Below are 25,627 nucleotides of genomic sequence, written 5' to 3'. Positions count from 1 at the left end.
TGATTCAGTTACGTCAGATCTTTCAAAAACCGTTTAAAACTTTTTTTGGATTTCTTCTCATCTTGATTGCTACCGAAGCAGCAAATCTTTATTACTTTATTTGAATGTTAAAGAGCTGTCCGAGACTACATGTTCATGTTCAACATGTAAAGCCTTTTTTTAACAATGTGAAAAAAAGTTATCAGCGTTGTTTTCCAACGTTTGTTTTTTTCGTTTGTTGTTTGGAACGAGATGCATATTATGAAACCGTACCTGGTCCGTCAATACTTTTTTTAAGTTTTTTTCATTTTTTTTTATCTTAATTTCAATAACAATATTAATTACTTACGATTATTAGAGTGTACTTAACTTGAATAGTAGCTTAACCTACTGACAAACCTGTAACATACTGAAAATTCGAAAAGTCGAGATATGTAAAAAATGCATAAAAAAAGGCCACTCAGTGAGTGGCCTTTTATAATCGGTAGAAATCTAAAATCTTTAACTATTTTTTTAGTGGAAAACCATTTTTTTCGAGAGTTTCAACGATCTTATTACTTGCTTCAGTAATAAATTCTCCAGATAAAGTGCTATTTGGATCCAAGAACTCACTTCTTAATGTTACTGACTTCATATTGTCGTGCTTATAAATGTCTGCAATAGTTGTAGAAGTTAATTCTTTAATCTTAAGCTTAGATAAACTCTTTAAGATATCACCTACAGCGACTTCTTCACTTACTTCAACTGTACAGTCAAAAGTAGAACCAGGGAATTTTGCTAGCGGTTGATACTTTACTTTATCTTTTTGTGGACGCGATTCAAAAGCACTCATATTAACAAGAGCAATAGAAACATTACCTTTAATCTTAAATTGTTTTAGCACTAGAGGATGTACAGAGAAGATTACACCATCCATCTTTCCTTGAATTCTTAAGTTATAAAACTCGTAAGGATGAATACCATTCCAATCTTCATCAACGGCATTACTTTTGAACTTAGGGTTACGATCATTTAATTGATAATTAATATTAACACTATCAAGTAAGCGAGTTGTATCGTTTAAGAGATCCATGAACGGTGTTGCTTCTTTATCAAAATAAAGTGCCCCATACACACTCTCTTCTTTAACAAAGTCTTTATCATTTGCATGATACGTACGACCAATCTCAAAGAATTTGAATGCACTAGAGTTCTTAGCATTGGCCGCAGCTGCTTCTAAGAAACTTGGGACTAATGACTCTCGCATAAGTGCAGCGTCTTTAGAAAGGGCATTAATAAGCTCTAAACCACCTTTGTGATCATACATTGCTTTCTTTAAAAGTTTTGGACCAATCATAGGATATGTCATGACTTCAAAAGCACTTGCATGATTAACCATAAAGTTTTTCATGCTACGATGAAGTTTCTGTGCTGGTGAGAGCTTTACTGGAGAGATATCAAGTTTTGGAGAAGTCGGAGCAATATTATCAAAGCCGATAACACGTCCAATTTCTTCCACAAGACATGATCCTGTTTCAATATCTTTCGTAGCTCGATAACTTGGAATATGTGCAATAAATTTGTCAGCACTTCCTTCAATTTGAATATCTAAGCTTGTAAAGATTCTCTTCATTTCATCAAAAGAAACTTCTTTACCAAGTGCCTTATTAATTTTTGCAGCACTTGATTCAATTGATACTGGTTTAATCTCTGAAAGATTAGGGCCATCATATTGAATATCACCAATAACTTTAGCTTCTGGGTTTTCTTTTAGGATATATTCTAGAGTTCTTAGTAGTGTTCTCTCTAGCATTAAAGAATCAAGAGTTTTTTCATAACGAGATGAAGAGTCTGTACGAAGACCTAAACGTGTTGATGTTTTTCTAACTTCAGCAGCTTTCCAATTAGCGACTTCAATGAAAATTTTAGAAGTGTTTTCATCAACTCCACTATTAAGCCCGCCCATAATACCTGCAAGAACAAGAGGCTTATCACTATCACCAATTACAGTATCTCCTGCAACAAGCTTGCGTTTTTCTTCATCAAGAGTTGTAAATTCAGTTTCATCTTTTAGAGAACTGATTACAACAGTATCACCACTAATCTTTTCACGATCAAAGATATGTAGAGGAATCCCTAGCTCAAGCATAACGTAATTAGAGATATCAACGATATTATTAATAGGACGAAGGCCAACAGCTTGAAGGCGTTTCTTCATCCAAAGAGGAGACTCTCCTACTTTTACATTATCGACACTAAGGCCAAAGTAACCAAGGCAACTTGTTCCTTCTTCAACTTTAATTTTCATTGGAGCTGCATCACTAGAGAATTTAGACTTTAAATCCTTTGACCAAGATTCATTAAATGGGTTTTGTAACTCATTTTCAAAAATCGTTGCAAATTCACGAGCAATACCAAAATGTCCCCAAAGATCTGGTCTGTGAGTTAAAGACTTATTATCTACATCTAAAAGAACATCTTTCTTTTCATTATAAAGCTCAAGCATATTCTTACCAAGCTCTGGGTTATCAAAAACCTTATCAAGCTCAATGATCCCTGCAGAGTCTTCAGCGAAACCAAGCTCTTCTTCAGAACAAAGCATTCCTTCAGATAAAACGCCACGAATCTTCTTTGGCTCAAGAGTTAATCCATTTGGTAATGTAATACCCAATGGAGCATATGCAGTACGCATGCCAACGCGAACGTTTACAGCACCACAAACAACTTGAAACTTATCCTTTCCATTTGTGAATGTAACAAGATTAAGCTTATCAGCTTCAGGGTGCTTTTCTTTTTCTAATACTTCAACAACAGTAATAGCTTCTAAGTGATCTCCTACAGAGAGAACATCTTCTACTTCTGCTGTTGCCAGAGTAAATTTTGATCCAATTTCATTTGCATCTAAGTCTGGAACTTTTACGAAGTCTTTAATCCAATCGATACTAATTAACATATATATTCCTTAAACCTTTCTAATATTCTTTAAATTGTGAATTAAATCTTAGATCACCTGATTGTAGGTGGCGGATATCATCAATCCCATACTTCATCATTACAAGTCGATCTAAACCAAGACCAAATGCAAATCCATTATATTCTTCAGGATCTATGCCACCTGCTCTTAGAACATTTGGATGAACCATCCCACATGGAAGTAGCTCGACCCAACCAACTTGTTTACAAACAGAGCATCCCTTACCGCTACAAACTTGGCATTTAATATCAAGCTCAAATCCAGGCTCAACAAATGGGAAGTATCCAGGGCGAAGTCTAACTTCGACGTCTTTTTTGAAGATCTCCGTTAGGATTTCTTTCATGAAGTAGATTAGGTTTGAAACAGAAATATCTTTTCCAACCATCATTCCTTCTAATTGTTGGAAGACCATCTCATGAGAAGCATCTGTTCTTTCACAACGAAATACAGTTCCTGGAGCAATAAAGCGGAATGGAGGCTTGCGAGACTGCATCCCTCTGACCTGAATTGTTGACGTGTGAGTTCTAAGAAGGTGCTTATTACCTTCAGGAGATTTCTCATCTTTAAACCAGAAAGTATCTTGCATATCTCGTGCAGGATGATCTCCTGGGATATTGAGTGCCTCAAAGTTATAGAATTCAGTTTCAATATGTGGGCCATCAAGGACCTCAAAGCCCATTGATAAGAAAATATCTTCTACTTCTTGCTGAACTAGAGTTCTTGGGTGAAATCCACCATGATTATTATTTTTGGCCTTTACAGCATCTGTAAAAGTAATATCGATCTTATTTTTACTAAGTTTTTCATTTATTTGAGCTAATTCAATATCTGAAAGCTTCTTAGCAACTAATTTCTCAATTTCTTGTTTAATTTCATTTGCTTTTGGTCCAATCTCTTTTCTCTCTTCTGGAGTTGCATCCTTTAGTGATTTAAGGATCTCAGAAACGGCACCTTTTTTCCCAAGGTAACTCGACTTAAGAGATAAAACATCTGCTTGTGCACTAAGAGTTTCAATTTCAGCTTGAAACTTTTCATAAGCCTCATTTAGCTTATCAATCATAATTCCCACCTATTCGACTATTTATAAACATTCAATAATAACCTTGGGAGTTTTTCATGCGGTGTGCGAAAAGGCAAGACGTGGGGTGTTTAAAGTGCCAATAAAAATGAGCGAAACCAGTTAAATTGCTGGATGATTTCGGGATGCTGGTAATCAGGATATGTCCACTCTAATTGATGGTAGCTATTTGCTTTAAATTGATAAGTTAGTTCTGCGTAAACGCCGTCTTTTAGATAGATTCGATGAGAGTATGGTTTACCACTACTTAATAGAACTTGATCAAGAGTTATAAGACCAGGATCAAGATTGAACGATCGGCCACTTGTTTGCTGATGACCTTTTTCAAGCTCATCACAATATACCTTAATGCTAACAAGCTCTTCACGAGAAATAGGCTTAGGATAGAAAATAAAAGAGCGTGATAGCTCCTCACCCATCTCCTTACTATAATACTCTTTCATTGGAAAAAAATCGTGCTTAAAAATAATAGGTCGTTCATAACCACTTCCCAAAGTGGCAATGATATCTTCTAAATTACACTTCTTATGATTATAGAGAACGCTAATAAATAGCAATGCATCTGTAGCTGGCCTTAAATCACTCAAGAAATACCTATTTCATCTTTTCTTTAAGAACTTCGTAGTAATTTCTTAGCTCATCTTGAGAAACAGTTGCCGTTCCTACTTTTCCAACAACAACACCAGCACCACAATTGGCAACCCATGCTGCTTCCTCAAGACTGCCCCCTGCTTCTAAACAGGCAACAAGAAGTGAGATCGTCGTATCTCCTGCACCAGAAACATCATAAACTTCGTTTGCAACAGTTGGAATCATATGTAGCTTACCATCACCTTTAGTATCAAGCATTGCCATACCACGTGCTCCTAGAGTGATGATGATTTTTTCTAGCTGCAACTTATCGACTAGAATATCGGCAATTTCTTCAACCTGCATATCCTGCGAGTAGCCTAATTGATTTACCATTAACTTGGCCTCAACATGATTTGGTTTAAGAAGAGAAACCCCTTTGTAAAATAATGGAGGTGTAGTGCGACTTGGGTCAACAGCGATTAAACTCTTTGATTCTTTAAATTCATTAACAAGTCTTGAAATAAGACTTTCAGTGAGAACCCCTTTAGAGTAATCCTCTAAGATAAGGGCACCATGGTTTTCTTTTAACTCGTTAATTCGCCCAATTAGTCTCTTTTCAACATCTTCACTAATTGGCTTCTTTGATTCGTAATCGATACGACATATTTGTTGGTGATCAGTGACAATTCTTTCTTTAAAAACAGTTGGCCTTTCTTCGCAACGAACAACTCCCCATGTAGAAAGCCCTGCTTCCTCTAGAAGATCCTCAAGAACATTAGCGTTAAGATCATCACCCATTACTCCACAAAGAGTAGACTCTACTCCCAAGGTCTTTAAGTTTTCTGATACGTTTGCTGAAAGACCAAGCTTTTGCCATTCCTTTTGTACTTCAACTAAAGGAACAGGTGCCTCTGGGGAAATTCGATTAACGACTCCAGATGTATACTTATCGATCCCGACATCTCCAACCACTAAGATCGGTTTGATATTACTAAGGTTAGATACAATTGCATCAAAGCGTTGAGGTGAAATTAATTTTGTCATAGTTATTCCATTATTTATTTAAAACTGATTTTGCTATTTCAATTACTCTATCTTCTTCTAATTTTGCCATACAATCATAATAAGGACACTCTATTCCTAGACAAGTATCAGGCTCGCCACATACGACATTTGGCGTAATATTTTTAATAAAGCCCTTACCTTTTGCTCCCCAGCGTAAAGAAGATTGGCTTTTGATGGGAGAAAAAATTGCAATTAACGCCACTTCAAGAGCTGCGGCCATCTGAATTGCTCCAGAGCTTGGCCCGATAAATAGTTTAGCGTGTTTTAAGATATTTAGAAAGTTAACAATTCCACCTTTCTTTCCATCAAAGTAAAATATGTTTTTTTCTTCATGATCCACCAGCTCATTCTTTATTGGTGCCACATACTTCATATCTGAAGGTATATGAGAAATAATGAAATTAAATCGGTTAGGATAGATGTTGTTAATTCTTTTGATAAAAGTTGCAAAATTCTTCGCAGGCCAACTTAAAATCCCCTCAGATGCACCAGGATGTATGAAGATAAGCTCTTTAGTTGAATCAAGTCCTTGTGCCTCTAATTCTTTATTAAAGTCACTTATATCTGAATCACTTTCTTTAAAATTAAAAAATGGCAGATATTCTTTATCTTGAATTTTTGAATAATTTTCAAGCTCACCAAGTAAGGCCAGGTTATAGAAAACTTCATGTCCTTCAACCTCAGAGCGTACTTGTCTAATCGCTCGATTTAAAGTGAAGTTTGATTGCCATCTCTTTAAATGACCTCCGCGAAAAGGTATCTTTTTGAGCCAGGCAACAAAGTTTGGCGTTTGAGAGCCTCCTGTATACAGATAGACATCTGGCTTATATTCATTAAATATTTGCAGAGACTTTTTTACTTTCTTTGGATAGGAGCTTGCTCGATCTAAAATAAAAACCTTATCAACATAAGGATGGTTCTTAAAAAGCACAGCAGAAGTTTTTGACGTTATAAAGGCAACAGTCGCATTTGGGTCCATTTCTTTTATGGCCTGTGCCATTGGCATTGTAAGTATATTTGATCCAATGGCGTCAGTACGACTGATGAGATATTTCACAGATCTATTCCAACCTCTTTTGCACGAGCATGAACGTCTTGTTTTAGAGTTGAGATAACTTTTGAGATATCCATCTCGCTAGTATCAACAAGTGTTGCATCGTCTGCTTTAACAAGAGGAGCAACTTCTCGACCCATATCTTTTTCATCTCGTTTTTTTACATCTTTTATAAGTTGTTCTAGATCGATATCACTTTGACCTTTCTCTATTAGTTGGTCGTATCTTCTTTGTGCTCTAATATCTATTGAAGCTGTAACAAAGAACTTAATAAAAGCATCTGGAAACACAATTGTACCGATATCTCGGCCTTCCATGACACACACTTTTTCCTTAGCTATTGATCTTTGGAAATCAAGAAGCATAGTTCTTACGACAGGAATTTGTGAAATAATAGAAGCAAGCTTTGATACGTGGTGCTCACGTATTCTTTGACTTAAGTCCTTACCATCGACTTTTACAAGAGCATCAGCTTGTCCGTACTCGAGTTTGATTTCTTTTAAGAATTTTTCTACTGCTTGGTGATCATGAAGATCAACATCGGCATCATGGGCAGCTAAGCCTAACGCTCTAAACATCGCTCCAGTGTCGATATAGAGAATCCCCAATTCCTTGGCCAATAGTTTTGCAACAGTTGATTTACCACTTCCACTTGGGCCATCAATGGCAATAACTGATGAATATGTCATACAACTTCCTTATCCTGTGAATTATAAGGAATGAATATAACAATTTTTGAAAACTATTTGAAGTTGAAAAGATGACTCGATGCAGTCGTTAGTTTTTCGCAAGGCGTGAGTTTTTCATATCTTTACTAGCTAGCTTTAGTTCTTCCTTAGTTGGAACAATATCAAGACCTAAATAGTAATTAATGTCAAAAGTATGATTTTTTACGTGAATTATACTCTCGTGACCGTATTCACGTGATTTTTCTCTTAGCGAGTCAACAGCTGCTAGCAATTTCTTGTAATTCTTCTTTACCTTGTCGTAATAGACATTCTTGATTCCTACTGGACGATTATAACGAAGACTACGACGAACAAAGCCTGGTCCCATGTTATATGCAACAGTTGCATAACGATAAAGACCAAATCTCTTATAAAGACGACTTAAATAATATACGCCTAGCTCCATATTCACATGAGGAACGCGTAAGATTTGAATAATATCTTCTTTATTTAGTGATCTTTTAAGAAGCTTATGAAGAAATACTCCTGTCTTTGGCATAATCTGCATTAAACCTTGTGCCTTTACATAACTTTGGGCCTTCGGATTAAAATGACTTTCTGTCCATGCAATTGAAATTACCCAAAGAGGATCAAGTTGTCTTTGTTCAGCAAAGTGTAGAAGCGAAGAAATATATTTCTTAGCTCTTTTATCTATTGGATGTTCCATATGATCGATAAGAGCGTCTTCAAGAGTCTTTTTATCGATTGAAGAAAGGTATCCTAAATGAAGTCTTTTAAAGAATGGGTTTGTATCCTTAAAATTATAAGTATTATAAGGAGTGAAGGCTTTCCCCTCAGAAGAGATTCCTGCAAGTAGACCTAGATCACGAAAATTTTTCGTTGCTGGCGTCCAAAAGAAGTCAAAAGAAATCACGGCCGTCACTGCACACAGACCTAAAATAAACAAAGATCTTACGTTCATGCAGTAAGCACTAAAATGTTCAAGATGTGAGTTATATCGCTCACTCGAAGCTTTCATAACGGGCTTTTTACCCCCGTTGAACGCTCTCGTCTAGTTAAAATAAACTTATAACGCACTACTATAGTAGTATTTACAAAAAATATTCATTTAATTACAGGATATTAAGAGGTTATCCTTTAAATTTCATATATTTCACGCATAATAGATATATAAATTTTTAGGAGTTGAAATGACAGATATTGGATTTAATCGATTAAAGGATGAAGAATCAACATATTTAAAACAGCATAAGGACAACCCTGTCCACTGGTATGCTTGGGGACCAGAGGCCCTAACAAAAGCAAAGGAAGATAATAAACCAATCTTTCTATCAATTGGTTATAGCTCATGTCATTGGTGTCATGTCATGGCAGAAGAGTCATTTTGTGATGAGGAAACAGCAAAGTATCTAAATGAGCATTTCATCAATATTAAAGTTGATCGTGAAGAGCACCCAGATATCGACAATTATTATCAACAAGCATGTCAATTGTTTACAAACGGTGGTGGCTGGCCATTAAGCGCGTTTCTTATGCCTAACTTAAGGCCATATTTTGTTGGAACGTACTTTCCTAAAGAAGCAAAAGGAAAATCAACTGCATTTAAAGATGTTCTAAAAGAACTTGTTAGGGCCTATAACGAAGAGGTTGAAACAGTTACTGAGAATTCGAATAAAGCTTTTGAGGCAATTGAAAAAGGCTTTATCTCACCAGAGAAGGTAGACTTCCAGGGGCACTTCCCTCACCCAAATTCAGTAATGGATGTTCTTGAGCAATTTAAAGATAATGAAAACGGCGGTTTTGGAGAGGCTCCAAAGTTTCCACAACTAGCATTCTATGAATGGGCCATTGAACAGATGCTAGAAGGTGTTGTTAAGAAAGAACATGGTGAGCATATAATAAAGTCCATTGAAAGAATGCTTATGGGTGGGATCTACGACCAAGTTCGAGGTGGAATGCATCGCTATAGTACAGATAATAACTGGACTGTACCCCACTTTGAAAAGATGCTCTATGACCAAGCTGGTCTTTTAAAGCTTCTTGCAAAAACAAGTATGCTCTACCCATCACCTTTAATCTTTGATGGTATCTTTAATACGCTTGAGTACTTAAAAGCAGAAATGCTTAATGAAGAAGAAAACTTCTTCTTCTCTGCCCAAGATGCAGACAGTGAAGGAGTCGAAGGACTATATTTCACATATACTCAACAAGAGTTTGAAGATGCACTAGGACGATTCGATACAGAAGATGAAGCCCTTACTAAGAATATGGACAAATTAAAAGAATGGTTTGGCGTAACAGAAAAAGGAAACTTTGATTCTGGCTTAAATGTTTTAACTATTAATAACGAAAAGGCCCAAGAGATTTTCACACCTGAGTCTTGGGATTTAATTAGAAATGCTAAAAAAGCATTATTAAATGAAAGAAAACTACGTATTCCTCCTATGACAGATAATAAAGGGATCGCAAGTTGGAACTTTCATATGATCTCTGCACTTTCAGATGTAATGCAATTTACTCAAATTCCAGCAATAAGAAGTGCAGCAAGTACTCTATTTAATCGTATCGTAGAAGGAACATATAAGAAGTTTCTTGAAACAACACCCAAGGGAATGCGACTAAGACATACAACAACACGTCCAGTTGGAGTTTCTCTACTTGAAGACTACGTATTCTTTGCTGAAGCACAATTAAGAATCTATGAGCTTAGTGGGAATCCTGTATTTAAAGAAAACCTAAAAGATACTCTAGGTTTTATTATAAAAGACTTCTTAGTAGATGGACGTCTAAAGTCACGAGCAATAAGAGATCAAGATGCGGAACTTTATCCAAATCAAGACTTCACAAGTTTTGATCAATCATTCCGCTCACCTGTTAGCACGCTTATTCAACTTGTAAGAAGATCAAGTGTACTATTTGGTGAAGTCGATATGCTTGAAGATATCAAAGAGCTTATGGAAAATGTAACTCACGATGTACTAAAAAACCCAGCGGGATCAGGAGAAGGTCTAAGAGCACTTTCATATCCAGCAAATGCTTATAAGGTAATTAAATGTCCAAAAGCATGGCTCACAAATCAAGAGTTTGCAGGTTTTATCTGCTACTTCCTTCCACGTTTTGTTTTCGACTTCCACGAAGACAAAGGTGAAAGATGGGAAATTTGCGGAACAAATGAATGTGAGATGACTGGTGAAGGACTAGATCACTTCATTGAAACTTTAAAGCCAAACCAACCACAGGCAACAAATGAGTAGTACACACGAAAGGCCATTGGCCGGAAAAACGATTATAGACTTTTCACATCGCCTACCAGGGCCACTTGCAGGGAAATTACTTGCAGGCCTTGGAGCTGATGTAATCAAGATAGAAGATGCAAAGTTTAAGGACCCATTTATCTATGGCCTATTTGCAGAAATGGATAATTCTTTTCCTAAGTGGTACGAAGAATTGAATGCAAATAAAACGATTCTAAGACTAGACTTCAATAATGAGGCTGCACAAGAGCAAATTAGAGAAACAATCTTTAAGGCCGATGCCATAATTATGGGGATTCCAAAAAAGATTCAACAAAAGCTTGGTATCACAATTGAAGACATACAAAAGAATGTAAAACAAAGCTTTGCAGCAGTGATTCCACTTGCCTCAAAAGAGGCCATGAGCCACATGCATGACCTTAATGCACTGGCCATGACAGGTCTACTTAGTCTTCATCTGCGAAATATTAATTCTGTTGAAGATGTGGCCCCGCCGTTCTTACCTCTTGCAGGTATTAACTTTGGACAAAAAATGGCATTTGATCTTCTTGGAGCAATGTATAAGTCTAAAGAATCAAATAAAGTTGAAACAATAAACTCATATCTTTATGAATCAACTCAAGAAGTATTTGATGCATTTTGGCCGAAAGATATTAGAGATACAGATCACAAGTTTCTCCATAATGGACTCTACCCTTGTTACAATATCTACCAAACAAAAGATTCACACTTTGTCGTTATGGCATGTGTAGAAGAGAAATTTTGGCAATCATTTAGAGAAGCATTTTCATTTGAAGCAAGTGATGAAGATCGTTTTAAGACTGATGGGTCAATTCATAAAAGGCTTAAAGACCTTTTCGGTGAGATGACTTCCCAACAAGTCAAAGAAAAGCTGGGAAGCCTTGATATCTGTATTAACCTAATAAAGTAATACTTATAGCAAATAATGCCACGATAATGACGCCGGTACCAAACATTCGATAGATTGTTGAGCCGGCCGACTTTCTAAGTCCAATAAAATGTGAAATTCTCGATAATACCAGACCACCTAAAAGAAAGTGAATCGCCATCAGATTAATTGCATTCTTTTGAATAGCAAAATATGTAAGCATAAGAATAAATGGAACATATTCATTATAATTTCCATGAATTCGAACTGCCTTAGTCATATGCTCATTCTTACCATGCCCAAGACCTACACGATGCTTCCATCTCATTCGAATGACGTAGAAAGTTAGTAATAAGTAAATAAGACCAAGTACACCGCAGTAGCGGTAAAAAATTTGTAATTCCATATCAACTCCCTCTAATAAATATGTGACGACTAAGACGATGTAGAAGAAATCAGTGAGTCTTCCAAACTCTCATCTCTTAGGCCTTGATAAAAGCGTTTTGTAATATCGGTCGTGAAATCTTTTTCGTATTTTGTTTCTAAAACATAGGCCTTAACAGTAATTTTTAAGCCTACTATTTCTTCAAATTTTTCACTCGATGTAATAATCTTAACAGGCTTATTTAAATAAGCAAAACGACTAGTTCTCGTTACTTCATCTAAAATTGGTAAAACCTGATTCAAATCAACATTGTTTTTAAAGTAATAATCACTACAAACCATCATGTCTCTTTCACCAGAGTTTGCAGATGAAACATTATCACTTAAGAACAGGTTATTTGGAATTGTAACGACAGAGTCTTCTAGTGTTCGTATTCTCACAGATCTGAGACCAATTCTAATAATATCACCATAATTACCTCGGAAGCTAATACGATCCCCTACCTGAAAAGGACGATCAAAAATGAGAATGATTCCTGCAATAATTGAAGAGACTAAGTCTTTCAAAGAGAAACCTATCGCAACAGCCCCAGAACCCATAATGGCATAAACCATTTCTTTAGAAGGATTAATAGCAACATAGAGAATCCACAAACTTCCTACAATATAAGTTATATGAGTTGCAATTGTATTGAATTGAAGAATCGATAAGCGATAAGAAGGAATCTTTATAGCTAAGTATTCAAGTGCCCAATTTAAAGTCTTTGCAAATAAATAAAGAAATAAAAATCCAAAGAAAATACTCAATATCACTTCAGAACTAATCGAACTAAATAAGCTTGCTACCTTCTCACTAGATTGAATTGTATCCTTAAGCGCTTTATTCATAGATAAAGTTCCTTTTCTTTAAAATTTTCTTTAAATCGTATAACCAATCCTTCCTAATAAGGTAGCTATTATCCTCTTTATCCTTATCAATAATGCCTTTATTAAGACCATTTTTTAGAACAAAGTTAACTACCTTTTCACTAAGATCAGTTGTTGCTGATATCTGATCGATATTTAGTCTTTCATGCGAAAGTATCGTAGAGAGAACAAAGAGAGACTCGTCTGTTAAACTCTCTATCTCATGTATTGGCTTCTTACTTGGAAGGTGTAATTCGATACTCTTATCATCGATACTCAATATAGATTTCAGCCACGTATTAATCGCGGCCTGAGGATTACCACCAGTTTGTTTTCCTAAAATTCTAAAGTATATATCAAGTGCATTTTCAATGCTTCGATCAGCACCGAAATGGCACATAACTTCGAATAATTCCGGCTGAAAACGTATCTCTAATTCACTTTTTTCATGACGCTTAATAATGAGATTTTTAAGCTCTTCTTTATCCCATGGTCTAATGAAAACGGAGTCTGCAGAGAGTTCATATTTATTATAAATATGCTTGATAAGATTTAAAGAATTAGCATTCCAAATCGTAAGCCAGAATACATTCTTTGAACTACTATTTATAATATTAAAAAGAGCATCAAAGGCCTTAAACCCATTAAGCTTTGACAAGAAGAGATTATGAGCTGAGTTTACAATAACAAATTTCTTCTCATCTTCATCTCCATTTCCTACAAATTGTTCGAGTCTTTTATGTAGAATACTCCCTTCAGTAATCTTTTCATGAATATTAATTTTAAAAGAATTTACTGAAGAGTAACGTTTTAGAATCTTATTTAAGATATGATTCTTACCACTTCCTGCACCACCAGAAAAGGCCAGATGGTAAGAAGGATTAACACCATTTAACCATTCATCAATGCGATCATAGGCCATTGCTGCAGGATCAGGTTTACGAACGATTTGAACATCTTCTTCATTTTCAAAACAAGCTTTATAATCTTCAGGAATATCAATTTCATTAAAGCTATCTTGTCTAAAGTTTTCAAGGTGCTGCTCGAGGAGTCCTGATAATATATTACGACTCCAATCTCTTGTATTATTCGCAAGTAAAATAACGAGGTAAAGAGAATATAAAAGCGTGTAAATATAAAAAACTGGAGGCAGTACATAATGAATTACGAACTTCGGAATATGCTTTACTCCGATTGATATGGAAGAAGGGATAATCTTTGCAAGTATGATGTCTGCATACTTTTCATAATCCAGTAGTATTTTTGTATAAATAATAAAGAAAATTATACTTATAATATTATGCCCAAGAAAAGTTGAGAATAAATTATACAATACGATATATATTAGTGTTGTAAGTGTGATTATATATCTTAATTTCTTACTATCTTTTACAAAGTCTTTATTACTTCTTTTAAAATAGACTCTAAAGTTTAAATTTAGAAAACTATGTAGGTAGCCAATATTTATATAGAGAATGTAGACGAGTAGAAAATTTCCAAAAATATGCATGGCCAGAAGATAATCAGCACGATTGAATTTCTCTAAATAGCCATTGAAAATATCAAGACATAAAAAGATAATGATGTAATACGAATTGAAATCAATAAATCGATATAAGCTAGAACGTGCTCGATCCAATTCGTCTAATTCTCTAAGTCGATACTTTCGATATCCTAAAGTGATAATCCTAAGACCAATTATTCCACATACGAAGATAATAAAGGCCTTTAAGGGCGTTGATATAATAAAATGATCAACACGACTGATTATTAATTGCGACTCCTCCTTAAACATAAGAAAGAGTTTTTCTAAAAATTGTTGAACTTGTTTAATGCTAAATGACATGTATTTATTATAACCAAGCACCTAATTCCTTAATATATGGGTATAATTGCCTATAATATGTAAAATACCGACTATCATAACAACTTAACTTGTTCTTAATTAGGTCTTTATTGTGACATAACCTTAAATATCTGTTATAAAGACAGACTATGATAGTAAAAAGAATCCATTTAAAAGATACTTATGGGATTAGGAAGAAGGTTCTTGGAATTGAGAACGTTGAATCTAGTTATCTATTTGAAGGTGATACTGAGTCGGGAACTTTCCACTTAGGAGCTTTTATAGAAAATAACCTCGTATCTGTAGCCTCTTTTTACTTTAATAGAAACAGTAAGTTTAATATCGATAATCAATATCAACTTCAGGGAATGGCAACACTTGAAGACTTCAGAAAACAAGGTCTCTCACGAGAGCTTTTAAATGTCGCTTTTCCAATAATAAAACAGAACTTTTGTAATCTTGTATGGTGTAATGCAAGAGTTGAAGCTGCTCCTTTCTACCAGAAGCTTGGTTTTGAAATAAGTGGAGACGAATTTGATGTTGAGAATATAGGAAAACATATTCTCATGTATCGTGAGATCAATTAATCCACAGAGTCACAAAAATTATCAATTCTTGATTTTAACATAACTTCATATTGCTCACTAAAACATTGTTTTTGGTTTTGAAACTTCTTGATTATAAGACAACTCATTTGAGGTCTTTGAGTACAATTTCTAATTGTATCATTATTAACACATGCGAAATGGCGACGAGAACACAAGTAAATGAGATGAGGGCCTTTATTTAGTCCATTACCAATTGAAGACTCTGTTTGAAAACGACGAAATTCATCCGCTTCGCGCTGTTCTTTGAGTTTTTGACGAGTATAGTCCTCAAGCGGAGTCAGTGTCTCCTGTGCTTTAACATCACTAGAAATAGTAAAGAGCATAGTCATTATGATCGAAAAAATAAGGAAAATAGGCTTTATTTTGTTATCCATTGATTTATTATCCGCTTCTACTTAAAGCTTTTAAGGCCAACTTTTAAAAAATTTACTATAATAATATAATACGATAATATCATAAATATAAAAAATAGCGATAAAGTACGATTGGTGAAATGCAAATGGAAACGAATACAATTTTAACAAAACTTACAGATATTCTTGAATCTTCAATTAAATTAGCCTACCCAGATGCGCAATTTAATAGAAAAGATATTTACGATTCAATAGGCCAAGCTCCAAATATTGAGATGGCCCATTACGCATTCCCAACATTTCGTTTTGCAAAGGCCCTTAAACAAGGACCACCACAAATAGCAGGTGCAATTTTAGATAAAATCCAAGAACAAGAGACATCAAAGCTAATAAAAGATGTTAAAGCACAAGGCCCATACCTAAACTTCACTCTTAGTGCAGATGCATATTTTGAAAACTTAATTAGTGAAGTTAGAAGTGGTAACTTTTTCACAAAGAAGCTTACGTCTAATGAGCCTAAGACTATGATTGAGTACTCTCAGCCAAATACTCATAAAGAGCTCCATGTGGGACATATGAGAAACCTATGTTTAGGTAATGCTTTGGTTAGAATTAAAGAATACTGTGATGTGGATGTTCACCCTGTGACTTATCCAGGAGACTCTGGAACTCACGTTGCCAAATGTCTATGGTACTTAAAATACCACAATCAAGACACGATCCCAGAAACTAACAAGGGAGAATGGCTAGGAAGAATCTATACACTTGCAAATACAAAGCTAGAAGACGAGCTTGGAAGTGATAAAGAAGATGATAATAGAGCTAAGCTTACAGAGATCTTAAAGCAGCTTCATAGTGAAAGCGGTGAATTCTATGATCTTTGGCAAGAGACACGACAGTGGTCTATTGATCTAATGAAAAAAACTTATGAATGGGCAGACGTTGAGTTTGAACGCTGGTTTTTTGAATCAGAAATGGATGCTCCATCACTTAAGATTTGTGAAGACTATTACAAAGATGGAACATTTATTAAAGATGATGGCGCTATTGGAATGGATCTAAGTGATGATAAATTAGGATTTTGCATTCTTATTAAATCAGATGGAACAGGCCTTTATTCTACAAAAGACGTGGCCCTAGCTATTAAGAAGTTTGAAGAATTTGGTGTGGAAAAAAATATCTACATTGTCGACTCACGTCAGGCATTCCACTTTAAACAAGTATTTAAAGTTTTAGAAAAGATTGGTTTTGAGCAAGCTAAAGATTGCTATCACCTACCATATGAGATGGTTGAACTTACAGATGGAGCAATGAGCTCTCGTAAGGGTAATATCGTTCCTCTAACTGATCTTATTAATAAAATGGAAGCTAAGATCAAAGAGGACTACTTAAATAAATATCAAGGCGAATGGGATCAAGCAGAGATTGATGAGACAGCAACTAAAATTGCAAATGGTGCCATCAAGTACGGGATGATCAAAATTGATAATAATCGTAAGATTGTTTTTGATATGAATGAATGGCTCAAACTTGATGGAGATACAGGTCCATACCTTCAGTATGTTTATGCTCGTATCAACTCATTACTTGTAAAACAAGGCTTTGATAAATCTAAAGAATTTAACCTTTCCAATGCTGCAAGCCTAGAAAATATTAAAGAATATGAGCTAATGCAAAAGATTTCATTATTTAATGATGTTGCAATTAAGGCCCATGAGCAAAACAAAACAAGTCTTTTAACAACTTACCTATTTGAGCTTGGAAAGTTATTTAATAGCTTCTATGCAGCCTGTCCTATCGCTTCAAGTGAAGAGAGTCTTAAACAAGCAAGACTTGAACTTGCTTATGCAACAAGTGAAATCATTAAGCATGGACTTGCTATCTTAGGAATCAAAGTACCTGGCCGAATGTAATTACATTACTTAGAAAAAATCAATAATTGATTATTTGCAGGCATCTTAATATCTTCTTTTAGAAAGACTCCTTTCTTTAAGAAGTTATTACAGATGTCTTCGAAGTTTCTTATTCCACTTTGTGGGTCTCGCTCTTTGAGATGCTTATCAAATTGCTCATTAGACTCCGAAGTGAACTTTCCATGATACTTAAATGGGCCATAAATAAATAGGACAGAATCCTCATCCATGGCGGCCGCTAGATCCTTAATGAAGGTCTTAGCTTCCTTCCAAGACATAATATGCATTGTATTTGCCGTATAATATGCACCATATCCTTTAGGAATTTTATTAAAGCCAGCCTCGTAGACCTCTGGGCCATTTAAGTTCTTAAAGCTTTGCTTATAATAACTTAGGCACTTCTTAAGTGTTTCTTGATTGGCCCTAATTTCAGAAGTTATAAAGTCTACATCACTAAACTTTTCTGCAAAGTAAGCACTGTGCTGACAAGTCAGAGAGCCAACTTCAAAGAACTTAGGCTTTTTGATGCGTTGATTACTGCCCTTTTCCAAATAAGGGGCAATAATATTAAAAATTGGTTCTTTATTTCTTTCACATGCTTCAGAAATTGGTAAATCAGTCATGTTAAACATGATACAATAGATTTCGTGAAAAAAAGACTTAAAATTCGATTATCTGAAAATGATATTATATTTGAAGATGATAACTATATAGCCTTAAATAAAAAGGCCGGCTGGCCTGTACACAAAACTCTCGATCCAATGCGAGATAATTGTACAGACGCCCTTAAAAGCTATCTCAAATTCAGAGAGGTTGGAAAGTCACCTTACCTCGTCTTAGTACATAGGCTTGATGTTGAAACAGCAGGTATTCTTCTCTTTGCAAAATCAAAAGAAGCAAATAAGTATTTACAAGACCTATTTAGCTCTCACCAAGCAGATAAGATTGATAAGAGGTATCTTGCAATTTGCAGTGGAAGGCCAAAAACTGATGAAGGCACAATAGAGAATTTTATTAAGGCCCAAAGAGAAGGTCGTAAAGAGAAGATGGTGGTTGTTTCCTCTGGAGGAAAGAAGGCCATTACAAATTATTGGGTAAAGGACTTTAAAAACGACTACTCACTTATTGAGTTTCAGATTCTAACAGGAAGAAAGCATCAAATAAGACTTCATGCAAAGTCTATTGGTCATCCTATCTTTGGTGATCCAATTTATTCAAATTCAAAAGAACAAGATGGACAAAGGCTATGTGCTTATAAGTTGAGCTTCTTTGATAAGTTCTCAAATCAGAAGATTGATTTAGAAATTAGGCCCGTGTTTGATCTTGATAATTTTAGAACAAAAATTAGTGATGAATTTAAGTATATTATTTTTAATAAGCCTTATAACGTCCTTTGCCAATTTGGAAAGGATCATAAAGATCAACTAAGCCTTATTGATTACAATCTTCCAAAAGAGCTCTACCCTGTTGGACGACTTGATAAAGATAGCGAAGGACTTTTAATTTTAACTAATGATGGAAAATATATAGACCGTATGGCAAATGCTAAGAGCAAAGTTGAAAAAACATATTTGGTACAAGTTGATGGTGATATTACTAATGAAGCAATTGAAGAGCTTAAAAAGGGCGTTGTGATTAAAGATAATTACAAGACAAAGCCAGCAAAAGTTAAAAAAATTGAATCAAATCTTGTGAAAGTAGAACAAAGAGATCCACCTGTGCGCTTTCGAAAAAATATTCCAACAAGCTGGATTGAAGTGAGAATTTCAGAAGGAAAGAATCGTCAAGTACGCCGAATGTGTGCGGCAGTAGGTTTTCCGACACTTAGGCTTATTCGTACCACAATTGGAAATATCAAACTTGGCGAACTTAAACTTGGTCAGTTTGAGTTTTTTGACGGTCAATAAGAGCAAAGATAATTCCTAATATAGCTCCACTTACTAATCCACCACCATGGGCCCAATTGGCCATCTTAAAATTAAAGACATCAAAAAAGCCGAGGAAGAGCCATCCGGTCATCAAAACGATATCTGTCGTTGGCAGCTTAAATTTGAAATTCGGATTTAATCGCGAATAAGGCCAAAGAAACCCAAGTAAACCGTATACCACTCCAGAGAGGCCTCCAAAGAATCCAGGGCTCATTGCAGCTTGGAGAAAATTAGAAATAATCCCAGTAAATAAAAGAAGGAGAATGAGAAAGAAGCTTCCTTTTGTGAATTCAATTAACTTTCCTAATTCCTTCCACCATAAGAGATTAAAGAATACGTGCATGAATCCAAAATGAATAAAGGCCGGAGTAATGATTCGCCAATACTCCCCTGCATTTAAATTATGATACGGGTCTAGCTTAGAAGTTGAAAATGCGAAGAGATAATAGAGATTTTCATTCTTTAGAATCCAACCAAATATGAAGACAATTGCACACAAGGCGAGAATTATAATAGTAGCTGGTCCCATTCTTAGGCTTTGTACATATTGCCAGTCTTTATTAACTTCGATGGGCTTTGCTCCACCAATATAGACACGATAAACCTCACGTGCTTGAGAGAGATCTTTTAACTCAACGACAAAGAGATGAAAGAAATCATTTTCGAACTCTTTTCTTATATGAATACCTTCATTTAATAATTGTTTCTCTATTACACTTACAATTTGTTCATCTCTTAGAGAGCCAATATAGTGAAGTCTTTTTAGGTCGTTATCTTGGTTTGCGTCATTATCTTGATTTGTCATGAACATATTCTGCTACAGGCCTCTATAAAAGTCGAGCAACCAACAAAATATATCGAATAAGAGATAGGTTTAACCATAGAATTTTGATAAGATAGACCTAAATAAGTTGTTTTTTGACTTATTTTACGTTAAGTATGAATCATAACGTAAATTATTAAAAAATGGGAATACCTAAGGGGTATTTAACTACGAGTATGTATAAAGTAAGTAAGAAAACACAATACGCACTTACAGCTCTTAAGCATATGCAAGAGTATGGACACACGTGCGAAGAAAATCTTACTTCGGCCAGAGAAATTTGTGACAAATACGATATGCCATTTGATCCAGTCTCTAAGGTCATGCAGAAGTTAAATAACTCGGGAATTCTCTCATCCATTAAAGGTATCAAAGGTGGCTACTTTCTAAGTCGTCCCCTAAGTAATCTTAATCTTTTTGAAGTAAGTAATATTATCGAAGGAAAGGTTAAAGAGACAGCATGTGATGCTCTTAAAGGAAAATGTGACAAATACTTAGCTTGCGAATTAATTTCACCAATAGAAAAAATTAACTCTCATGTGAATCACCATTTGATTTCGGTTTCACTTGAGGAGTTACTAATGAATAAAACAGGGGTCACACATGAGTGATACACAGTTAACAAAGTCAGAATATAAATATGGCTTTTTTACAGACATTGAAACACAAGAATTTCCAAAGGGATTAAACGAAGACATCGTTCGTATGATCTCGGCAAAAAAGAAAGAGCCAGAATGGTTACTAGAATACCGTCTTAAAGCATTTCGTCTATGGAAGAAAATGCCAATGCCAAATTGGGCAAAGCTAGAAATTCCAGAGATCGACTTTGAAGACCTATATTACTATGCAGCTCCAAAGTCGACAGAGAGCGCTCCAAAGAGCTTAGATGACCTTGATCCTGAGCTTTTAGCAACTTTTGAAAAGTTAGGGATTCCCCTATCAGAACAAAAGAGGATTTCAGGTGTAGCTGTTGATGCTGTCTTTGACTCAGTTTCAGTTGGAACAACTTACAAAGAAGAGCTTGAAAAAGTTGGTGTTATCTTCTGCTCTATTTCAGAAGCTGTACAAGACTATCCAGAGCTTGTGAAAAAGTACTTAGGAACAGTAGTTCCTCCAGCAGATAATTTCTATGCAGCACTTAATGCAGCAGTATTCTCTGATGGTTCATTCGTCTACATACCTGAGGGTGTAACTTGTCCAATGGACTTATCGACATACTTTAGAATAAACGCTAAAGAGACTGGTCAGTTTGAGAGAACACTTGTTGTTGCTGATAAAGGAAGTTACGTAAACTACCTTGAAGGTTGTACAGCACCTCAACGAGATGAAAATCAATTACACGCGGCCATTGTTGAACTTATAGCACTAGATGATGCTGAGATTAAGTACTCAACTGTTCAAAACTGGTATGCAGGAGATGAGCAAGGAAAAGGTGGAATTTACAACTTCGTTACAAAGCGTGGTAACTGCCTAGGAAAGAACTCTAAGATTTCTTGGACACAAGTAGAAGCAGGTTCTGCAATTACTTGGAAGTACCCTTCTTGTAATCTTATCGGTGATAACTCACAAGGCGCCTTCTACTCTGTAGCTCTGACAAATAACAAAATGCAAGCCGATACTGGAACAAAGATGATCCACATTGGTAAGAATACAAAGTCGACTATTATCTCAAAAGGTATCTCTGCTGAGCAATCAGAAAATAACTACCGTGGACTCGTAAAGGTTATGCCTTCTGCAGTCGGTGCAAAGAATTATTCACAATGTGATTCGATGCTAGTTGGTGATAAATGTTCAGCTAATACATTTCCATATATTGATGTGAAAAATAACAGCGCAACAGTAGAGCACGAAGCTTCAACTTCTAAGATCTCAGAAGACCAACTCTTCTACCTACAACAACGTGGGATGGATATGGAGAAATGTATCTCAATGGTTGTAAACGGTTTCTGTAGTGAAGTTTTCAAAGAGCTTCCACTTGAGTTCTCTGTTGAGGCAGTAAAGTTAATTGAGATGAAATTAGAAAATTCAATCGGATAATTTTAAATTATATAAAGGATAAATATGAGCTTACTTACAGTTAAAGATGTTCACGCAAGAGTTGAAGAAAAAGAAATCCTAAAAGGAATTTCTATTGAGGTTAAACCAGGTGAAGTACACGCTATTATGGGGCCAAATGGTTCAGGTAAAAGTACTCTATCAAAGGTAATTGCTGGTCACCCATCATTTGAAGTAACTGATGGAACAATTGATTACAATATCAATGGTAAACAAACAAACCTTCTTGAATTAGAGCCAGACGAAAGAGCAAAGAATGGTATCTTTCTTGGTTTTCAATACCCTATTGAAGTACCTGGAGTTTCAAATATTGATTTCTTACTAGAGTCATTTAATGAAGTTTCAAAAGCACAAGGTGCTGCTGAAATGAAAAAAGAAGAATTTAGAGAATTTCTAAGACCAAAGCTAGAACTACTAGAGATGAGAGAAGAATTCCTCGATCGCCCAGTAAACACTGGTTTTTCTGGTGGAGAGAAAAAGAAGAACGAAATTCTTCAAATGGCCGTACTTAATCCAAAACTTGCACTACTAGATGAAACAGATTCTGGCCTAGATATCGATGCACTTAAGATTGTTGCAAAAGGTGTTAATGCTATTAAATCAAAATATAATGGAATTGTTCTTGTAACTCACTACCAAAGACTTCTTGATTATATTGTTCCTGACTATGTTCATGTACTTAGTGGTGGAAAAATTATTAAGTCAGGTGGAAAAGAACTTGCACTAGAGCTAGAAGAAAAAGGTTACGACTGGCTAGTTAAGTAATACTAATAAGAAAGCGAAAGGTATCGTTATGAATATCCAAGAACTGACAGATCAATATATAAGTGACTTAGGAAATTATACTAAATCACAATCAAATAAAGAGGCCTTTGATAATTTCAAGGCCCGTGGTCTTCCACATACGAAAATGGAAGATTGGCTTTACACAAAGCTTACTGATGTTCTCCCTGAAAACTTCAAAGTGACAACACAAGAAGCGATGTTAAAGAACGTAAAAGTAGCTGGTAAGTACCAAGCAGTATTTCTAAATGGTAAATACTCAAAAGCAGACTCATTTCTACCTGAAGAAATCACTTTAGAAGAAGTCGACCTTGTAGCAGAAGATGCAAATTGTGACGAACAAGATATCTTTGCAATGCTAAACGCTTCAGCAGTTGAAAAAGTTATCAATATCACAGTTCCAAAAAACTATGTTGCTGATGATATTATTTCAATTGTTCACCTATCTGATTTTGAAGGAGAATTTTCTCTTCCAAGAATTCATGTAAATGCGGATAAATTCTCAAAGGCTGAATTTGTTGAGATCTTCACTGGAAGTGAAACTAAAGCATATAATATTAGCTCTGTTACAAATTTCAAAATTGCAGATAGTGCGAATATCTCTCATATCAAGGTACAAAGAGAAGGCTTAAATGCCTTTCATGCTGGAAGTGTAAACGCAGATATTGCAAGAGATGCAAACTTCAATTCATTTACTTTTACAACAGGTGCAAAGAAGTCGCGTAATGAGATTCGTGTTCGTATGAATGATGTTGGAGCTACTTGTAGTGTTGATGGACTCTATGCCATCAATGGTGAGCAGCACACTGATAACTTCTCGTTGATTTCACATATAAAAGAAAAAACTGAAAGTTCACAATTATTTAAGGGTGTACTTGATGACAAGGCCCGCGGTGTATTCACAGGAAAAGTACTTGTTTGTCGAGATGCTCAATTAGTTAACTCTGAACAACTTAATAAAAATCTTCTTCTATCGAAGAAGGCCCACGTTGATACACGCCCACAACTTGAAGTTTACGCTGATGATGTTAAATGTGCCCACGGTGCAACTGTTGGTCAAATGAGTGATGAGGAAGCTTTCTATCTACAGTCACGTGGACTTTCAAAAGAGCGCGTTCAAAAGCTTCTTATTCATGCATTTTGCTCAGATGCAATAATGAAAATTGAAAACCAAAAGCTACAGGACTTCTTAAGTGAAATCCTATTTGATTCGTTTGAGAAAGAGGCATTTGATCACCTAGATCAAAGCGAGGCTAAATAATGGCATTAGAAATTGATAATATTAGAAACCAATTTCCACAACTTGAAAGAAAAGTTCATGATAGGCCTCTAATCTACTTAGATAACGCAGCCTCTACTTTAAAGCACATAAGTGTTATTGAAGCTTTAAATAATCATTACACTAATGATGTTGCGAATATCCACAGAGGCGTCCACTACCTTAGTGAGCATGGGACAATTCAATATGAGCAAACTCGTGACTCTATTCAAGATCTTTTAAATGCTGAGTCTCGTTGTGAAATCATTTTTACAAAAGGTACAACAGATAGCTTAAACCTAGTGGCTGCTTCCTTTGTTCCACATTATGTGAAAAAAGATGATGTTATTTTAATCTCAACAATGGAGCATCATTCAAATATTGTTCCATGGCAGATTCAAGCAGAAAAGATTGAAGCAAAGGTAAAAGAGATCCCTATTACAGATGACGGGGATATTGATGAAGAAGCCTATATCGAGCTTTTAAAAGAAGGTAATGTTAAACTTGTTTCAATGGCACATATTTCAAATAGCCTTGGAACAATTAATGACATTAAGAAATATATTTCTTTGGCCCATGATCATGGTGCCTATTTCTGTGTTGATGCTGCTCAGTCAATTGCTCACGAGAAAGTCGATGTTCAAGACTTAAATTGTGATTTTCTAGCATTTTCTTCTCATAAGATGTTTGGGCCAACAGGCTTTGGCGTACTATATGGAAAAGAGAAACTACTAGAAAGCATGCCTCCTTATCAAGGCGGTGGCGATATGATTGATGTCGTAACTATTGAAAAAACAACATATAACGATTTACCGCACAAGTTTGAAGCTGGAACACCACATATTGCTGGTGGTATTGGCCTTAAGCCTGCTATTGATTTCTTAATTGATACAGACTTAAATGTGATTAAGAAATACGAGAAAGAACTACTTGATTATGCGACTCAAAAAATAAATGAGATTGAAAAGGTTCAAGTAATTGGGACTGCTAAGCAAAAGGCATCAGTACTTTCATTTGTTGTGGATGGTGCTCACCCACATGACCTGGGGACTCTCCTTGACCGTCAAGGTGTAGCAATTAGGACTGGCCATCACTGCACACAGCCTTTAATGAAAAGGTTCAACGTAAGCGCTACTGCACGTGCCTCATTCTCGTTGTATAATACAAAAGAAGAAATTGATATTTTTATCAAAGCATTAAATAAGGCATTAAACTTTCTTTAAAGAAGTAATACAC

The 25,627-nt window shown here is 35.4% G+C and carries 23 protein-coding genes; 10 read left to right on the top strand and 13 right to left on the bottom strand.

From position 1 onward, the window contains the following. Positions 1 to 484: 484 nt before the first annotated feature. The 7 genes from pheT to BALOs_RS06315 form a co-directional block, all read right to left on the bottom strand. A complete protein-coding gene (gene pheT, locus BALOs_RS06345) occupies positions 485 to 2,911 on the bottom strand; it encodes a phenylalanine--tRNA ligase subunit beta (RefSeq protein WP_120404636.1) in 2,427 nt (808 codons plus the stop codon). A gap of 19 nt (positions 2,912 to 2,930) precedes the next feature. Further along, positions 2,931 to 3,992, bottom strand: coding sequence for a phenylalanine--tRNA ligase subunit alpha (pheS, locus tag BALOs_RS06340; protein WP_114706256.1), 1,062 nt, complete (start codon positions 3,990 to 3,992; stop codon positions 2,931 to 2,933). Positions 3,993 to 4,081: 89 nt separating this feature from the next. Beyond that, positions 4,082 to 4,597 carry a DUF4416 family protein gene (locus BALOs_RS06335; protein ID WP_114706257.1) on the bottom strand — a complete coding sequence of 172 codons (516 nt, stop codon included), beginning with the start codon at positions 4,595 to 4,597 and terminating at the stop codon, positions 4,082 to 4,084. Positions 4,598 to 4,604: 7 nt separating this feature from the next. Continuing rightward, positions 4,605 to 5,627 carry a bifunctional heptose 7-phosphate kinase/heptose 1-phosphate adenyltransferase gene (locus BALOs_RS06330; RefSeq protein ID WP_114706258.1) on the bottom strand — a complete coding sequence of 341 codons (1,023 nt, stop codon included), beginning with the start codon at positions 5,625 to 5,627 and terminating at the stop codon, positions 4,605 to 4,607. A 10-nt stretch (positions 5,628 to 5,637) separates the two neighbouring features. After that, positions 5,638 to 6,705, bottom strand: coding sequence for a glycosyltransferase family 9 protein (locus BALOs_RS06325; RefSeq protein WP_114706259.1), 1,068 nt, complete (start codon positions 6,703 to 6,705; stop codon positions 5,638 to 5,640). After that, positions 6,702 to 7,391 (bottom strand): (d)CMP kinase, encoded by a 690-nt coding sequence (gene cmk / locus BALOs_RS06320; protein ID WP_114706260.1) that lies wholly within the window; start codon positions 7,389 to 7,391, stop codon positions 6,702 to 6,704. Before cmk ends, BALOs_RS06325 begins: the two co-directional genes overlap by 4 nt. Positions 7,392 to 7,479: 88 nt before the next feature. Then, a complete protein-coding gene (locus BALOs_RS06315) occupies positions 7,480 to 8,409 on the bottom strand; it encodes a lytic transglycosylase domain-containing protein (protein WP_114706261.1) in 930 nt (309 codons plus the stop codon). 172 nt (positions 8,410 to 8,581) lie between these two features. Between BALOs_RS06315 and BALOs_RS06310 the strand changes: the two genes are divergently transcribed. Both BALOs_RS06310 and BALOs_RS06305 read left to right on the top strand, forming a co-directional pair. Then, the gene (locus BALOs_RS06310; RefSeq protein WP_120404635.1) at positions 8,582 to 10,645 is read left to right on the top strand and encodes a thioredoxin domain-containing protein; all 2,064 of its coding nucleotides are present in this window, start codon (positions 8,582 to 8,584) and stop codon (positions 10,643 to 10,645) included. Next, the gene (locus BALOs_RS06305; RefSeq protein WP_114706263.1) at positions 10,638 to 11,576 is read left to right on the top strand and encodes a CoA transferase; all 939 of its coding nucleotides are present in this window, start codon (positions 10,638 to 10,640) and stop codon (positions 11,574 to 11,576) included. Before BALOs_RS06310 ends, BALOs_RS06305 begins: the two co-directional genes overlap by 8 nt. Here BALOs_RS06305 and BALOs_RS06300 read toward each other — a convergent pair. The 3 genes from BALOs_RS06300 to BALOs_RS06290 are packed head-to-tail and all read right to left on the bottom strand — an operon-like array spanning position 11,560 to position 14,670. Then, positions 11,560 to 11,940: an MAPEG family protein gene (locus BALOs_RS06300; RefSeq protein ID WP_114706264.1), complete on the bottom strand. Its 381-nt coding sequence runs from the start codon at positions 11,938 to 11,940 to the stop codon at positions 11,560 to 11,562. The two genes, BALOs_RS06305 and BALOs_RS06300, sit on opposite strands and share 17 nt — an antisense overlap. 29 nt (positions 11,941 to 11,969) lie before the next feature. Further along, positions 11,970 to 12,806 (bottom strand): mechanosensitive ion channel family protein, encoded by an 837-nt coding sequence (locus BALOs_RS06295; RefSeq protein ID WP_114706265.1) that lies wholly within the window; start codon positions 12,804 to 12,806, stop codon positions 11,970 to 11,972. Then, on the bottom strand, positions 12,799 to 14,670 hold the full coding sequence (locus BALOs_RS06290) for a hypothetical protein (RefSeq protein ID WP_162929578.1): 1,872 nt from the start codon (positions 14,668 to 14,670) through the stop codon (positions 12,799 to 12,801). Before BALOs_RS06290 ends, BALOs_RS06295 begins: the two co-directional genes overlap by 8 nt. Positions 14,671 to 14,819: 149 nt before the next feature. Between BALOs_RS06290 and BALOs_RS06285 the strand changes: the two genes are divergently transcribed. Further along, positions 14,820 to 15,257, top strand: a complete 438-nt coding sequence (locus tag BALOs_RS06285) for a GNAT family N-acetyltransferase (RefSeq protein ID WP_114706267.1) — start codon at positions 14,820 to 14,822, stop codon at positions 15,255 to 15,257. Here the strand turns inward: BALOs_RS06285 and BALOs_RS06280 are convergent. Further along, a complete protein-coding gene (locus BALOs_RS06280; RefSeq protein WP_120404633.1) occupies positions 15,254 to 15,652 on the bottom strand; it encodes a hypothetical protein in 399 nt (132 codons plus the stop codon). The genes BALOs_RS06285 and BALOs_RS06280 overlap by 4 nt on opposite strands. A 125-nt stretch (positions 15,653 to 15,777) precedes the next feature. Here BALOs_RS06280 and argS point away from each other — a divergent pair, with 125 nt between their 5' ends. Continuing rightward, complete coding sequence (gene argS, locus BALOs_RS06275; protein WP_240406494.1) at positions 15,778 to 17,544, top strand: arginine--tRNA ligase; 1,767 nt, start codon at positions 15,778 to 15,780, stop codon at positions 17,542 to 17,544. Positions 17,545 to 17,549: 5 nt separating this feature from the next. Here argS and BALOs_RS06270 read toward each other — a convergent pair whose 3' ends face one another. Continuing rightward, positions 17,550 to 18,167 (bottom strand): DUF938 domain-containing protein, encoded by a 618-nt coding sequence (locus BALOs_RS06270; protein ID WP_158536810.1) that lies wholly within the window; start codon positions 18,165 to 18,167, stop codon positions 17,550 to 17,552. Positions 18,168 to 18,191: 24 nt separating this feature from the next. Between BALOs_RS06270 and BALOs_RS06265 the strand changes: the two genes are divergently transcribed. Further along, entirely contained in the window at positions 18,192 to 19,451 is a 1,260-nt protein-coding gene (locus BALOs_RS06265) for a pseudouridine synthase (protein ID WP_120404631.1), read from the top strand. Here BALOs_RS06265 and BALOs_RS06260 read toward each other — a convergent pair. Further along, complete coding sequence (locus BALOs_RS06260) at positions 19,414 to 20,277, bottom strand: rhomboid family intramembrane serine protease (protein ID WP_162929577.1); 864 nt, start codon at positions 20,275 to 20,277, stop codon at positions 19,414 to 19,416. The genes BALOs_RS06265 and BALOs_RS06260 overlap by 38 nt on opposite strands. A gap of 194 nt (positions 20,278 to 20,471) precedes the next feature. On the opposite strand from BALOs_RS06260, the gene BALOs_RS06255 reads away from it, so the two are divergent. The 5 genes from BALOs_RS06255 to BALOs_RS06235 are packed head-to-tail and all read left to right on the top strand — an operon-like array spanning position 20,472 to position 25,614. Beyond that, complete coding sequence (locus BALOs_RS06255) at positions 20,472 to 20,906, top strand: Rrf2 family transcriptional regulator (RefSeq protein ID WP_158536812.1); 435 nt, start codon at positions 20,472 to 20,474, stop codon at positions 20,904 to 20,906. Further along, positions 20,899 to 22,332, top strand: a complete 1,434-nt coding sequence (gene sufB, locus BALOs_RS06250; RefSeq protein ID WP_114706274.1) for a Fe-S cluster assembly protein SufB — start codon at positions 20,899 to 20,901, stop codon at positions 22,330 to 22,332. The genes BALOs_RS06255 and sufB overlap by 8 nt, the downstream gene beginning before the upstream one ends. Positions 22,333 to 22,356: 24 nt before the next feature. Then, positions 22,357 to 23,115 carry a Fe-S cluster assembly ATPase SufC gene (gene sufC, locus BALOs_RS06245; protein WP_114706275.1) on the top strand — a complete coding sequence of 253 codons (759 nt, stop codon included), beginning with the start codon at positions 22,357 to 22,359 and terminating at the stop codon, positions 23,113 to 23,115. Positions 23,116 to 23,143: 28 nt separating this feature from the next. After that, positions 23,144 to 24,394 carry a Fe-S cluster assembly protein SufD gene (sufD, locus tag BALOs_RS06240; protein ID WP_114706276.1) on the top strand — a complete coding sequence of 417 codons (1,251 nt, stop codon included), beginning with the start codon at positions 23,144 to 23,146 and terminating at the stop codon, positions 24,392 to 24,394. After that, positions 24,394 to 25,614, top strand: coding sequence for an aminotransferase class V-fold PLP-dependent enzyme (locus BALOs_RS06235; protein ID WP_120404629.1), 1,221 nt, complete (start codon positions 24,394 to 24,396; stop codon positions 25,612 to 25,614). Before sufD ends, BALOs_RS06235 begins: the two co-directional genes overlap by 1 nt. The last annotated feature ends 13 nt before the right edge of the window (positions 25,615 to 25,627 follow it).

Origin of the sequence: Halobacteriovorax sp. BALOs_7 (assembly GCF_003612895.1) — a bacterium.
GTDB classification, from domain to species: Bacteria; Bdellovibrionota; Bacteriovoracia; order Bacteriovoracales; family Bacteriovoracaceae; genus Halobacteriovorax_A; species Halobacteriovorax_A vibrionivorans.
The sequence above is the reverse complement of the archived record's forward strand: the minus strand, read 5'-3'. Positions and strand labels throughout refer to the sequence as shown.

Excerpts from the sequence above, each read along its gene's own strand:
- BALOs_RS06285 (WP_114706267.1), top strand. The coding sequence starts at position 14,820 with ATGATAGTAAAAAGAATCCATTTAAAAGATACTTATGGGATTAGGAAG.
- BALOs_RS06305 (WP_114706263.1), top strand. The coding sequence starts at position 10,638 with ATGAGTAGTACACACGAAAGGCCATTGGCCGGAAAAACGATTATAGAC.
- BALOs_RS06290 (WP_162929578.1), bottom strand. The coding sequence starts at position 14,670 with ATGTCATTTAGCATTAAACAAGTTCAACAATTTTTAGAAAAACTCTTT.
- argS (WP_240406494.1), top strand. The coding sequence starts at position 15,778 with ATGGAAACGAATACAATTTTAACAAAACTTACAGATATTCTTGAATCT.
- BALOs_RS06310 (WP_120404635.1), top strand. The coding sequence starts at position 8,582 with ATGACAGATATTGGATTTAATCGATTAAAGGATGAAGAATCAACATAT.
- cmk (WP_114706260.1), bottom strand. The coding sequence starts at position 7,391 with ATGACATATTCATCAGTTATTGCCATTGATGGCCCAAGTGGAAGTGGT.
- sufD (WP_114706276.1), top strand. The coding sequence starts at position 23,144 with ATGAATATCCAAGAACTGACAGATCAATATATAAGTGACTTAGGAAAT.
- pheS (WP_114706256.1), bottom strand. The coding sequence starts at position 3,992 with ATGATTGATAAGCTAAATGAGGCTTATGAAAAGTTTCAAGCTGAAATT.
- BALOs_RS06330 (WP_114706258.1), bottom strand. The coding sequence starts at position 5,627 with ATGACAAAATTAATTTCACCTCAACGCTTTGATGCAATTGTATCTAAC.
- BALOs_RS06280 (WP_120404633.1), bottom strand. The coding sequence starts at position 15,652 with ATGGATAACAAAATAAAGCCTATTTTCCTTATTTTTTCGATCATAATG.
- BALOs_RS06260 (WP_162929577.1), bottom strand. The coding sequence starts at position 20,277 with ATGACAAATCAAGATAATGACGCAAACCAAGATAACGACCTAAAAAGA.
- BALOs_RS06255 (WP_158536812.1), top strand. The coding sequence starts at position 20,472 with ATGTATAAAGTAAGTAAGAAAACACAATACGCACTTACAGCTCTTAAG.
- sufB (WP_114706274.1), top strand. The coding sequence starts at position 20,899 with ATGAGTGATACACAGTTAACAAAGTCAGAATATAAATATGGCTTTTTT.
- BALOs_RS06300 (WP_114706264.1), bottom strand. The coding sequence starts at position 11,940 with ATGGAATTACAAATTTTTTACCGCTACTGCGGTGTACTTGGTCTTATT.
- sufC (WP_114706275.1), top strand. The coding sequence starts at position 22,357 with ATGAGCTTACTTACAGTTAAAGATGTTCACGCAAGAGTTGAAGAAAAA.
- BALOs_RS06295 (WP_114706265.1), bottom strand. The coding sequence starts at position 12,806 with ATGAATAAAGCGCTTAAGGATACAATTCAATCTAGTGAGAAGGTAGCA.
- BALOs_RS06270 (WP_158536810.1), bottom strand. The coding sequence starts at position 18,167 with ATGACTGATTTACCAATTTCTGAAGCATGTGAAAGAAATAAAGAACCA.
- BALOs_RS06315 (WP_114706261.1), bottom strand. The coding sequence starts at position 8,409 with ATGAAAGCTTCGAGTGAGCGATATAACTCACATCTTGAACATTTTAGT.
- pheT (WP_120404636.1), bottom strand. The coding sequence starts at position 2,911 with ATGTTAATTAGTATCGATTGGATTAAAGACTTCGTAAAAGTTCCAGAC.
- BALOs_RS06235 (WP_120404629.1), top strand. The coding sequence starts at position 24,394 with ATGGCATTAGAAATTGATAATATTAGAAACCAATTTCCACAACTTGAA.